The following is a 12,471-nucleotide window of genomic DNA, read 5'->3' on the forward strand; positions in this document are numbered from 1 at the left end:
GCCCTTTTCATCTGTCCGAAAATATCCCGGGGGAGGAGCCGGAAGGCGACGGGGGCAGCGCCCCCTCAGCCCGTTTTCCGCAGTCCGGCCCGTTTGACTGCTTTCGGATCCTTGTCAAAAAGCCCCGCCAGCTGCTCTGTCATGGCTCCCGCCAGCTGCTCGACATCGGTGATGGTGACCGCACGCTGATAATAGCGCGTCACATCATGGCCGATCCCGATCGCGATCAGCTCGACCGCGCGGCGCTTTTCCACCATCGCGATCACATCGCGCAGATGTTTCTCAAGGAAGCTCGCCGGGTTCACCGACAGGGTCGAATCGTCAACCGGCGCACCATCCGAGATCACCATCAGGATGCGCCGCGCCTCGGGCCGCGCCAGCATCCGGCGATGCGCCCATTCCAGCGCCTCGCCATCGATGTTTTCCTTCAGGAGCCCTTCTTTCATCATCAGGCCGAGATTCGGGCGCACCCGCCGCCAGGGCGCATCGGCACTTTTATAGATGATATGGCGCAGATCATTCAGCCGGCCCGGCTGCTGCGGACGGCCCTCGGCGAGCCATTTCTCACGGCTCTGGCCGCCCTTCCAGGCACGGGTGGTAAAGCCGAGGATCTCGGTCTTGACCTGGCAGCGCTCCAGCGTCCGTGCCAGCACATCGGCGCAGATCGCCGCGATCGAGATCGGCCGCCCGCGCATCGATCCCGAATTGTCGATCAGCAGTGTCACCACCGTGTCGCGGAACTCGGTATCCTTTTCCCATTTGAACGAAAGCGGCGTGGTCGGGTTCGCAACAACCCGTGCAAGCCGCCCGGCATCCAGCACGCCTTCTTCGAGATCAAAGAGCCATGACCGGTTCTGCTGCGCCTGCAGACGCCGCTGCAATTTGTTCGCCAGCCGCCCGACCGCGCCTTTCAGCGGATCAAGCTGCTGATCGAGATAGGCCCTGAGCCGTTCCAGCTCTGCCGGTTCCGCCAGTTCTTCGGCGCGGATCTCTTCGTCAAACTGGGTCGTGTAGACGGTGTAATTCGGATCGGCATCGGAATGGGGCGCGGGGGGCGGCGGCTCCAGCGGCGCCTCGCCCTCGGGCATCTCGGTCTCATCGCCAAGCTCCATCTCGGCATTGTCGTCCATCTGGACCTGAGCCTGAGATTCGTCCTGCTGTTCTTCCTGGGATCGCTCGGGCGAGGCCTCGGCCTCTTCGCCCTGCTCCTCCTCGCCATCCTGCTGGTCGGGGCTGTCCTGATCCTCTTCGGCCTCGTCACCGGCCTCGTCGTCATCGGGACGATCCGGGTCATCGCCCAGCTGATCGCCATAGCCAAGATCCTGGATCACCTGGCGCGCCAGCCGTGCGAAAGCCGACTGATCTGAGAGCACCTCATCAAGGCTTCCCAGCGTGCCGCCGGCCTGTTCCTCGATAAAGCCGCGCCAGAGCGACATCACATTCTCGGCGCCCGCAGGCAATTTACGCCCGGTCGCGAGCGCGCGGACCAGATAGCCCGCCGCGACCGGCAAAGGCGCATCCTGGGCTGAACTGATCTGCGAATAACCCTTGCGATCCGCCTCCTGGCCGATTTTCGCATCGATATTGGTGGCGGTGCCGGGCATCACACGGGCGCCCATCGCCTCGCAGCGCGCGGTCTCCATCGCCTCGTAAATATCGCGGGCCAGCTGTCCGACCGGCGCATATTTCGCCGCCGTCTTCTCATCATGAAACTTGCGCCGCATCGCGAAAGCATCCGCCGTACCACGGGCGAGCATTACCTCGTCCCGCGTCATACGCCGCGACACCTGCGGCAGCCGGACGCCATCGCGGTTCATGCCGGGCGGGTCGACCGAATAGGAAACGGTCATCTCCGGATCGTCGGCCAGCACCTTCGTGGCCTCGGCAAGGGCTTTTTTAAACGGATCGGCGGGATTATCGGCGGGCTTGTTCATGGATGGACCCTGTCACCGGCGCGGGTGGAGATGCAAGGGAAATACCAGGGACCGGGAAGGGGGCTGTCTGCCCCCCGGTCCGCTGCGCGGCCCTCCCCCCGAGGATATTTAAGGACAGATGAAAGAGGCTTTCTTTTCACTTGTCTGGAAATATCCCCGGGGGGAGGCCGAAGGCCGCGGGGGGCAGGCAGCCCCCCGTCTTCTTCTTACCTCATTGCCATCGAGGCGGCGGATTCCGGCAGCTCTTCATTGAAGCAGCGCTGATAGAACTCGGCGACGGTCTGACGCTCCAGCTCATCGCATTTGTTCAGGAAGGAAAGCCGGAACGCATAGCCCACATTGCGGAAGATCTGCGCGTTCTGGGCCCAGTTCAGCACGGTACGCGGCGACATCACGGTCGAGAGATCGCCGTTCATGAAGGCGGTACGGGTGAGGTCGGCTACTGTTACCATCTGGCTCATGGTCTTGCGGCCCTCGGCCGTGTTGTAATGTGGGTTCTTTGCCAGAACGATGGCGGTTTCCGCATCATGTGACAGGTAATTCAGCGTGGCGACCAACGACCAGCGGTCCATCTGGGCCTGGTTGATCTGCTGCACCCCGTGATAGAGGCCGGTCGTATCGCCAAGGCCCACCGTATTCGCGGTTGCAAACAGTCGGAAGGACGGATGCGGCGTGATGATCTCATTCTGATCGAGCAGCGTCAGCTTGCCATCATGTTCCAGCACGCGCTGGATCACGAACATCACATCGGCGCGGCCGGCATCATATTCGTCGAACACGATGGCGACCGGGTTGCGCAGGGCCCAGGGCAGGATGCCCTCCTGGAATTTCGTCACCTGGCGGCCATCTTCCAGCTTGATCGCATCCTTACCGATCAGGTCGATCCGGCTGATATGGCTGTCGAGGTTCACCCGCACACAGGGCCAGTTCAGCCGCGCGGCGACCTGTTCGATATGGGTCGATTTCCCGGTGCCGTGATAGCCCTGGATCATCACCCGGCGATTATAGGCAAAGCCTGCCAGAATCGCGAGCGTGGTATCGGGGTCGAATTTATAGGTGCTGTCGATCTCGGGCACGCGATCTGTGCGATCGGCGAAGCCTTTGACCCGCATATCGGTATCGATGCCGAACACCTCGCGGACAGAGATCTCTTCGGTCGGCTTGATCGCATTATCGGGCATGGTTACGTCCAGATTTCGGGCAAATTTCAGGCGGTCCCGAGTTCATGGAACATTACGCACAGACGTGCAAGAGCGGCTTTGGTCGGGAGACTGTAACCGCCATCGGCGCGAGCCTCAGCAGTGATGTCCCAAGTTTTGGCTCCGCAAACCTCGCCAGCAGGGGATAGCAGATGGGCGCCGGGCTTTTCTCAGCCTGGCGTGGCGCTGTTGCTGCCGGCCGAGCACCGCTCACAGATCACTACGGCGGCGACAAGCACGATCAGCGACAGGCTTGCATGTTGCAGGAGAAACGCTGCCAGCGCGGGCAGTGCAGTCAGCAGTTCAGCCAGCGCCCTGGGCAGCGAAGGCACAAGTTTCGCGTCGATCTGGCCCGTCAGGGTCAGCGGCGCGACAAGGCGATCAAAGCTCAGCCCCGCGATCAGGGCGCTGACGCCGTAAACCGGGATGATGAGCGCCGAAGTGATCTGCGGCCACCAGCCGGCCCGTCGCCAGAGCGGGGTGAAAAGCGCCGCGGCAATTGCCGCGAAGCCAATCAGAAACCAGGGCGTCGAGGTTTGGCCATACAAGCCCAGAACCCGCGCCGGCTCTTCCGCAAGGGCAATGCCAAGCGCCAGCGCAAGTAAGGTCGCCAGCGCCATGACCGCAGCATTCTGCATTCTGCTCATTTTGCCCGCCCGCCCTCATATGGCTTGCGGCCGCAAATGCCTGTGGCGATGCCTCTCAAAGCCGGCTCAGTCGCGGAAATAGCGGCTGTCCTTGATCTGATCCCAGGCCCAGACCACCTCTTGCAGCATCTCTTCCTGGCTGCGGTCGCCGCCATTCATATCGGGATGAAGAACCTTGATCAGGCCTTTGTATTGCTTGCGGATTTCCGTTTTGGTCATGGTGTCGCGGGAATCGAGGATCTCCAGCGCTTTGCGCTCGGTTGGCGGCAGTTTGCGCGTCGCGCCGGTCGAGGCGGTCGAGGGCGCCGACCGGGTGCCCTTTTCGCCAAGGATCTCCAGCGGGTCATTCACCCCCATCCGGGCCCAGGCATTGCCGTCATCCTTTTTGGAAAACGGTTTGGTCTCACGTTCCCAGAGCCGGTCTTTCTCGACGATGCGTCTGAATTCCTCATCCGAGGTGCCGTCAAAGAAGTTCCACTTCAGATTGTATTCGCGAATATGGTCCTTACAGAACCAGAAAAATTCATCGAGCTGCTCACGCGATTTCGGCGCACGGAACTCGCCGCCTCTGTCGCAATCAGGGTAGTCACAGCGATGCGTCGAGGTTGCAGCCGCAGAGACACCGGCGCGGCGGCCGGCGGATTTACGCTTCTTATCCGTGGAAACACGGAGATCGAATTCGAATGGGTTCTTACTGACCATTGGATAGAGGGCCTTATGCTGCCTTTCCGACTCGGGCGGCCAAGTTTAGGTGATTTACCGGCGGATTGAAGAGGGGGTGGGTGAAAATGCCCGTGATTGACGAAATCGAGACAAAGCTGCGCGCGGCCTTCGCGCCGGAGGAGCTGGAAGTGCTGAATGAGAGCCACCGCCATGCCGGGCATTCCGGCGATGATGGCACGGGTGAGACGCATTTCGCGGTGCGCATCCGCGCGGGTGTTTTCGCACCGATGAGCCGGATTGCCAGGCATCGCGCGGTGCTGGCAGCGCTTGATGATATCCCCGGGCGCATCCACGCGCTGGCGCTGGATATCGGCTGAATCCGGCTTACGGGCCGGGGGGGACTGCTGCCCCGGCTGCGGATATGCGAGGCTTTCTTTACGTGGATATGCAGGGAGGATGCCATGCCGTTCAATCCCGAGACCGATTTGCGGATCGAGCGCCGCTTTCAGGCCGCGCCCGACCGCATCTGGCGCTGTCTGACCGAGCCCGCCCTGATCGAAGCCTGGTTCGCGCCGCGCCCCGTTGTCACCCGCGATGTCAGCCTGGATCTGCGGCCGGGCGGCTCCTTCCGTTCGGTGATGGATGTGCCGGGGCATGGCGAGATGCCGGGTCATGGCTGCGTGCTTGAGGTGGTTCCCGGGCGGCGCCTCGTCTGGACCGATCTGATGCGCGGCGGCTGGCATCCGAATGATGGCAGCTTTGGTTTTACCGCAGTGATGGAGGTCCTGCCCGACGGTGCGGGCTCGCTTTACCGCGCCAATGCGCTGCACCGCACGGCGGCCCAAAAGGCAGAGCATGAGAAAATGGGCTTTCACGAGGGCTGGGGCGCGGCTGCCGATCAACTGGGAGAGCTTGCGCTGACGCTTTAATCCCCGGATGCGGCAGGGGGGCTGCGGCTTGCCAGCCTGTTAAGCCGCCACGAGGGCTCGCGCAGTCAGCCCCCATCTGGCCCGCGACCTCTGCTGCCAGCGGGCAACGCCAGCCAGAGGCGCAACAGTCAACGTAAAGCCTGTCTTCGGCCAGCCAGGGCTTGTGCCAGGGGCTGGCAGCATCGATCCAGGCTGCCAGCATGCCGCGCGGGTCGCCGGGATCGGCGCCTCGCGCTTCGGCTCGCGTGGGTCGCGCCTATCGACAAACACCTTATCTCCTGCCGCCAGCAGTGTCGTAGCGGCGTCGGCTGCCATGGTGGTGGTCGCGACATTGGTCAGCGCCAGAAGATTGCGATATCCCCGTTTTTCGCGCGGCTCTGTTATGGACTTCACCCCTGATTCTGCTGCCATTCTGCCAGGCCGGGCACCGTCTGGCGAGGGTGCAGATGAAGGAGCGTTTTGCCATGACCCGGATCCCGCCTCCTGTTTCAACCCCGCGTCTGGCTGCGCTTGCCGTGGTGGCACATGAGGGAAGGGTGCTGCTGGTGCGGCGCCGGAACCCGCCTGATCAGGGGCTCTGGGGCTATCCCGGCGGCAAGGTGGAGTTCGGCGAGCGCGTCTGCGACGCGGCCCTGCGCGAGCTGACCGAGGAAACCGGGATCATCGCGTCTGTCATGGGCCAGCTGCCCGGGCTTGATATCATCGGGCCGGCGCAGGCGGGCACAGCGGGGGTGGCCTGGCATTATTTCCTGGTGCCGGTGGTCTGCCGCTACCTTTCGGGCGAGGTCCTGGCGGCGGATGATGCCGAAGAGGCCGCCTGGTTCCCCTGGGACACGGTGCTGGCCCGCGGCCTTCCGATGAGCGCGGATGTCGATGCGGTTCTGCGCGCGGCGCTTCACGAGGCAGCGACTGCCGCCCCCTGAACTGATCTTCAGGCCGGCCCCTTGTAACCGTCGGGGCAGGCGTCCAGGTATTCGTATATAAGGAAAGGGAAATCGCCATGACCGCCGATCATTCCAGCCCCGACGAGCCCTCCGTCGCCGAGCCATCTGTCGCAGAAACCCCCTCCGCTGATGCCGGTTCGGACAGGGCCCTTGACCCGCGCACCGTCTGGCTGGCCGATTACCGCCCCTTCAGCCATCTGATCGACCGGGTCGGGCTGACCTTCCAGCTTGCGCCGAAATCCACTAAAGTTACGGCAAAGCTGCATCTGCGCCCCAATCCCGAGGCGAAGGGCCGCCATGTGCTGCGGCTTGACGGCGAGGATCTGCGGCTGATCTCGCTGCGCCTTGACGGGGCGCTGCTGGATCTGACCCCGGACGAGAGCGGGCTGACCATTCCCGCCGACCTTCTGCCCGATGGTCCCTTCACGCTGGAAACGCTGGTCGAGATCGATCCGGTCTCGAATACCGCGCTTGAGGGGCTTTACATGTCGAACGGCATGTATTGCACGCAATGCGAGGCCCAGGGCTTTCGCAAAATCACTTTCTACCCCGACCGTCCCGATGTGATGGCGCGCTTTCATGTCCGCATCGAAAGCGATCTGCCGGTGCTTTTGTCCAACGGAAATCCGGCGGGGCGCGGCGGGTCCTGGGCGGAATGGGATGACCCCTGGCCCAAACCCGCCTATCTTTTTGCGCTGGTGGCCGGTGATCTCGTGGCGCATCACGACAGCTTCACCACGCGGTCAGGCCGCGCCGTCGATCTGGAGATCTGGGTCCGTCCGGGTGATGAAAATCGCTGCGCCTGGGCGATGGACAGCCTGATCCGTTCGATGAAATGGGACGAAGAGGTTTACGGGCGCGAATATGATCTCGACGTTTTCAACATCGTCGCCGTCGATGATTTCAACATGGGCGCGATGGAGAATAAGGGGCTGAACATCTTCAACTCCAAATTCGTGCTGGCCAGCCCCGAGACCGCCACAGACGACGATTTCGGCCGGATCGAGGCGATCATCGCGCATGAATATTTCCACAACTGGACCGGCAATCGTATCACCTGCCGCGACTGGTTCCAGCTTTGCCTGAAAGAGGGGCTGACGGTCTTCCGCGATCAGCAATTCTCGGGCGATATGCGGTCCCATGCGGTGAAACGGATCGAGGATGTGGCGCTGCTCCGCGCCCGGCAGTTCCGCGAGGATCAGGGGCCGCTGGCGCATCCGGTGCGGCCCGAAAGCTTTGTCGAGATCAACAATTTCTACACCGCCACCGTCTATGAAAAAGGCGCCGAGCTGATCGGAATGCTGAAGACCCTGGTCGGTGATGCGGCCTGGGATCAGGCGCTTGATCTTTATTTCACCCGCCATGATGGCGATGCCGCGACCATCGAAGACTGGCTGAAGGTCTTTGAAGACGTGACCGGCCGAGATCTGAGCCAGTTCAGCCGCTGGTATCACGAGGCCGGCACCCCACGTCTGAACCTTTGCGAAAGCTTTGAAAACGGGCGCTATACGCTGACCTTCCGCCAGAACAGTCCGGCGACGCCCGGCCAGGCGCAGAAGACGGCGAAGGTGATCCCGATTGCGGTCGGGCTCCTCGCGCCGGACGGGTCCGAGGTGGTGCCGACCCGGGTGCTCGAGATGACAGATACCGAGCAATCCTTCACATTCGACGGGCTTGCGGCGCGCCCGGTGGCCTCTGTCCTGCGCGGGTTCTCGGCGCCCGTGGTGCTGGAGCGTGAGACCACAGCGTCCGAGCGCGCCTTCCTGCTCGCCCATGACAGTGACCTCTTCAACCGCTACGAGGCGGGCCGCTCGCTCGCGCGCGAGATGCTGACCGATCTGGTGCGGGGCAAGGATGACCTTCTGGCCGGCTGGATCCGGGCCCTGGTGCCGCTGATCCGCGATCGGGGGCTTGATCCTGCTTTCCGCGCGCTTTTGCTGCGCCTGCCGGGCGAGGATGATCTGGCCCAGGCGCTGCATGATCAGGGTATCGAACCCGATCCCGACGCGATAAGGGCCGCCCGTCGCCTTGCCGTGCAGGACCTGGCTCAAGCGCTCAAAGCCGATCTGGACGGGCTGATCCGGGGTCTGGCCGATACCGGCCCCTTCCTCCCGGACGCTGCCGGTGCGGGGCGGCGGGCGCTGACCAATGCGCTGCTTGCGCTATTGTCGCGTGTGGAGGATGGGGCCGCTGCGAGGTCGGCCTTTGCCGCCGCCAGCAATATGACCGCAAGCATCGGCGCGTTGACGGCGCTGCTGGATATTGGTGCGGGCGAGGCGGAACTGACGGCCTTCGCGTCCCGCTGGTCCGCTGACCGCAATGTCATGGACAAATGGTTCTCGCTGCAAATCAGCTGCGCCGCACCGGAGCGGGTGGCGGCGCTGGTTGGTGAGCTGACCCAGAGGCCGGATTTCGACCTGAAGAACCCCAATCGCTTCCGCGCGGTGTTCGGCGCTTTCGCGGCCAATCACGCGGGCTTCCACCGCGCGGATGGCTCGGGCTACCGGCTCTTGGCGGACTGGCTGTTGCAGCTGGACCCGCTGAACCCGCAGACGGCGGCCCGCATGTCGACCGCGTTCGAGACCTGGCCGCGCTATGACGCGACGCGCCAGGGTCTGATCCGAGCCGCGCTGAGCCGCATCCTCGCCACGCCCGGCCTCAGCCGGGATCTGTCGGAAATGGCCGGGCGAATGCTCGCGGCCAGGTAACGGCCGCAGGTCAGGAAAACCTGCCGGAAGCCGCAAGCCTCCGGCCAGGATATTGACCTGCAAAGCCAGATGTCTTCACATGAGCGTGAATTTCAGACGTGAATTGTTGGAGGTATACCATTGCCGGTTATCATCGCACTTCTCGGGATCATTGCGACGGCGGCCATCTGGTATTGGCGGATGAAGGCGGCCGGGCAGGCAGCGCAGGATCTGGTCGGCGTCGCGCAGGATGTCATGTCTGCGGCACGCCGCTTTGGCTTTCGGCGCCGCTATAACGAACATCCGGTGGAAAGCCTGCAGGATGGCGATGTCGCCATCGCCGGCGCAGCCCTTGCCTTTCTGGAATTGACGGGTCTGCCGACCTCTGAACAACAGGATGCGCTGCTGATCTCATTGCAACGTCATCTCGGCTATGACCGGGCGGGCGCAGAAGAGGCGGTGATTTTGGGCCGCTGGCTGATCAATGAATCGAAAGGCGTCGATCCGGGGTTGAAACGGCTGACAAAACGGGTGTGGAAACTGAAGGGCGCCGAGGGTTTCGCGCCGCTGATGCAGGTGGTGAAAGACATCGCAGCCGCCTCGCGCGATGGCAACCTGTCGCCGCGCCAGCGTGACGCGCTTGACGACATTGCCCGCCAGTTCCGCGTCAGCTGAGGCGGGTGCGCGCTTTTCCCCTGACCCGAATAGTCAAAGGGCCCCGCAAGGGGCCGTTTTCATATCCGCGCCATCATGGCCCGGATCAGAGTTTCGCTGACCCCGAGCACCAGGGCTGAGCCGATGTCCAGGCCGCCATCTCGGCGCGCTTTTCGGATTTGCGGAACGGGCCCCAGTCGCGGCCAATGCCCTGATTGCCGGCGCCGGCAACAACCCCGTCCCGTGCCACGGCTTTCGAGAAGATCTCGACCGCACAGCTCAGATTCTCGCCACCGTCTTTCAGTGCCGAAACCGATTGCGCGTCACAGCCATGCGAGGCCGCCGTGCGCGGCGAGATCTGCATCAGCCCGATATAGCGCCCGCCACCGCCCGAAGCTTTCGGGTTCCAGGTGCTTTCATGTTTCGCAACCGCATGCATCAGCCCGACCCAGAAGGCGCGGCGTTGTTCGACCGATGCCGATTTATAGGCCGGGCACCAGCTTGCGATATCAGAGGGCACGCGCGCCGAAAGCTCGGCATCCTTCTGAGACACGGCGGCCAGGGCCTCATAGGTCCATTCCTTTGATCCGGAATAGCGCTCCCAGCCCATTTGCGAGGTGGCGATGAAACTCTCGGAGGGAACTGCTTTGGTTCTGCCACCGGCCTGAACGCAGGCGCTCAGAGACAGGGCAACCGTTACTGCCGCAAGGGCACGCAGACCCAACCTGGAGATTTTCATGCTTCTTGCCTTCTATGGCCTCGGGACAATGCCGAAAGGGCGAACCGGATAAGAGGCAGGCCAGGGGAATCGACGGTGCGGCAATAAGCGGCAAAGCCCGGATATGCAAAGTTCTGTGCGAAAAACCGGCGGGTTCTCGCCAGTGCTCCTGGCGGGAACCTGGCGGGATTTTGCCCGAAGCGGCATTTTCCTGCGGTTTTTCCCTGCATCTGGCCCGGGATCTCCCCCAGCCTTTCCTGTGCGAAAGCCGCCCCGGTCAGGGCCAGCCGGGTCTTGCCCCCGACCCGCGCGCGCCCTAAACACCGTCGGGACCGCTTAACGGGGTTTTTTTCCGGCCTCCCGCAGCGTGTGATTCTGTCAACCGACCCGATCCCGACCTGCCGCAGAGGTGGACTATGCTCGATCTGACCTATACGCCCCCCGTTCCGAAAGTTATCGCCGGTGCGAAACATGACTGGGAACTGGTGATCGGGATGGAGATCCATGCCCAGGTCGCCTCGAATTCCAAGCTGTTCTCGGGGGCCTCGACCACCTTCGGCGCCGAGCCGAACACCAATGTCAGCTTTGTTGACTGCGCGATGCCAGGCATGCTGCCTGTGATCAATGAATTCTGCGTCGAACAGGCGGTCCGCACCGGGCTGGGCCTTAAGGCGGAAATCAACCTGCGCTCGGCCTTTGACCGCAAGAACTATTTCTACCCGGACCTGCCGCAGGGCTATCAGATCAGCCAGCTCTATCACCCGATTGTGGGCGAGGGCGAAGTTCTGGTCGAAATGGGCCCGGGCGTCGCGCGTCTGGTCAGGATCGAGCGCATCCACCTCGAACAGGATGCCGGCAAGTCGATCCATGACATCGACCCGAACCTGAGCTTTGTCGATTTCAACCGCACCGGTGTTGCGCTGATGGAAATCGTCTCGCGCCCCGATATCCGCGGGCCGGAGGAAGCCGCAGCCTATGTCGCCAAGATGCGCCAGATCCTGCGTTATCTCGGCACCTGTGACGGCAATATGCAAAACGGCAATCTGCGGGCCGATGTCAACGTCTCGGTCTGCCGCCCGGGCCAGTATGAGAAATACCAGGCGAGCCAGGATTTCAGCCATCTCGGCACGCGGTGCGAGTTGAAGAACATGAACTCCATGCGCTTCATCCAGGCTGCGATTGATTTCGAGGCCCGCCGCCAGATCGCCATTCTCGAAGATGGCGGCGAAGTGGTGCAGGAAACCCGGCTCTACGATCCCGATAAGAACGAGACCCGCTCGATGCGCTCGAAAGAAGAGGCGCATGATTACCGTTATTTCCCATGCCCCGATCTTCTGCCGCTGGAAATCGAACAGGCCTGGGTCGACGGGATCGCGGAATCGATGCCCGAACTGCCCGATGCCAAAAAGGCGCGGTTCATGTCGGATTACGGGCTGACCGATTACGACGCCTCGGTGCTGACGGCTGAACTGGAAAATGCCAGCTATTTCGACGCGGTCGCCAGGGGCAGGGATGGCAAGCTCTCGGCCAATTGGGTGATCAACGAGCTGTTTGGCCGGCTGAAAAAGGAAGGCCAGGAAATCGGCGAAAGCCCGGTATCCAGCGCCCAGCTTGGCGGCATTGTCGATCTGATTTCCGCGAATGTGATTTCGGGCAAAATTGCCAAGGATCTGTTCGAGATCGTCTGGACCGAGGGCGGCGACCCGGCGGTTCTGGTCGAGGAACGCGGCATGAAGCAGGTGACGGACACGGGTGCCATTGAGGCGGCGGTCGATCAGATCATCGCTGAAAACCCCGCCCAGGTTGAAAAAGCCAAACAGAACCCGAAACTTGCAGGCTGGTTCGTAGGCCAGGTGATGAAGGCCACCGGCGGCAAGGCGGCCCCCGGTGCGGTCAACGATCTGGTGATGAAAAAGCTCGGCCTCTGAGGCACGGCCAAAGGGTGGTTGCCTTCGGGCAACAGAAAACAGACAGGCTCCGGCATGGCTTGACCGCCCCGGGGCCTGTGTTAATTTTCGGCCCAGGGGCGTGAAACCGTCGCTCCGATGGCATGGGGACGACCCCGTTGCCTCAGGTTCTGCCCGGGACGGCCCGGC

11 protein-coding genes are annotated in these 12,471 nt (G+C 62.8%); 6 read left to right on the forward strand and 5 right to left on the reverse strand.

Annotated features, from left to right (window positions below):
• Positions 1-65: 65 nt before the first annotated feature.
• The 4 genes from cobT to BLW25_RS04780 form a co-directional block, all read right to left on the reverse strand.
• On the reverse strand, positions 66-1,934 hold the full coding sequence (gene cobT / locus BLW25_RS04765) for a cobaltochelatase subunit CobT (RefSeq protein WP_092896816.1): 1,869 nt from the start codon (positions 1,932-1,934) through the stop codon (positions 66-68).
• Between the two features lie 206 nt (positions 1,935-2,140).
• Positions 2,141-3,115, reverse strand: coding sequence for a cobaltochelatase subunit CobS (gene cobS / locus BLW25_RS04770; protein WP_092896819.1), 975 nt, complete (start codon positions 3,113-3,115; stop codon positions 2,141-2,143).
• A gap of 188 nt (positions 3,116-3,303) precedes the next feature.
• Positions 3,304-3,780 carry a hypothetical protein gene (locus tag BLW25_RS04775; RefSeq protein WP_143040442.1) on the reverse strand — a complete coding sequence of 159 codons (477 nt, stop codon included), beginning with the start codon at positions 3,778-3,780 and terminating at the stop codon, positions 3,304-3,306.
• A 66-nt stretch (positions 3,781-3,846) separates the two neighbouring features.
• Positions 3,847-4,482 (reverse strand): J domain-containing protein, encoded by a 636-nt coding sequence (locus tag BLW25_RS04780; RefSeq protein ID WP_092896825.1) that lies wholly within the window; start codon positions 4,480-4,482, stop codon positions 3,847-3,849.
• Between the two features lie 86 nt (positions 4,483-4,568).
• On the opposite strand from BLW25_RS04780, the gene BLW25_RS04785 reads away from it, so the two are divergent.
• The 5 genes from BLW25_RS04785 (at position 4,569) to BLW25_RS04805 (ending at position 9,678) form a co-directional block, all read left to right on the forward strand.
• Positions 4,569-4,820, forward strand: a complete 252-nt coding sequence (locus BLW25_RS04785; protein ID WP_092896828.1) for a BolA family protein — start codon at positions 4,569-4,571, stop codon at positions 4,818-4,820.
• An 84-nt stretch (positions 4,821-4,904) separates the two neighbouring features.
• Entirely contained in the window at positions 4,905-5,372 is a 468-nt protein-coding gene (locus BLW25_RS04790) for an SRPBCC family protein (protein ID WP_092896830.1), read from the forward strand.
• 464 nt (positions 5,373-5,836) lie between these two features.
• Positions 5,837-6,295, forward strand: coding sequence for an NUDIX hydrolase (locus BLW25_RS04795; protein ID WP_092896833.1), 459 nt, complete (start codon positions 5,837-5,839; stop codon positions 6,293-6,295).
• A gap of 77 nt (positions 6,296-6,372) precedes the next feature.
• Positions 6,373-9,024 carry an aminopeptidase N gene (pepN, locus tag BLW25_RS04800; protein WP_092896836.1) on the forward strand — a complete coding sequence of 884 codons (2,652 nt, stop codon included), beginning with the start codon at positions 6,373-6,375 and terminating at the stop codon, positions 9,022-9,024.
• 120 nt (positions 9,025-9,144) lie between these two features.
• A complete protein-coding gene (locus tag BLW25_RS04805; RefSeq protein WP_092896838.1) occupies positions 9,145-9,678 on the forward strand; it encodes a hypothetical protein in 534 nt (177 codons plus the stop codon).
• Positions 9,679-9,763: 85 nt separating this feature from the next.
• On the opposite strand, the gene BLW25_RS04810 is transcribed toward BLW25_RS04805, so the two are convergent.
• Positions 9,764-10,396, reverse strand: coding sequence for a transglycosylase SLT domain-containing protein (locus tag BLW25_RS04810; RefSeq protein WP_092896840.1), 633 nt, complete (start codon positions 10,394-10,396; stop codon positions 9,764-9,766).
• 395 nt (positions 10,397-10,791) lie between these two features.
• Here BLW25_RS04810 and gatB point away from each other — a divergent pair, with 395 nt between their 5' ends.
• Complete coding sequence (gene gatB / locus BLW25_RS04815; RefSeq protein WP_092896843.1) at positions 10,792-12,303, forward strand: Asp-tRNA(Asn)/Glu-tRNA(Gln) amidotransferase subunit GatB; 1,512 nt, start codon at positions 10,792-10,794, stop codon at positions 12,301-12,303.
• Positions 12,304-12,471: the final 168 nt, after the last annotated feature.

This window comes from Rhodobacter sp. 24-YEA-8 (assembly GCF_900105075.1).
In the GTDB taxonomy this organism is placed as follows: Bacteria; Pseudomonadota; Alphaproteobacteria; order Rhodobacterales; family Rhodobacteraceae; genus Pseudogemmobacter.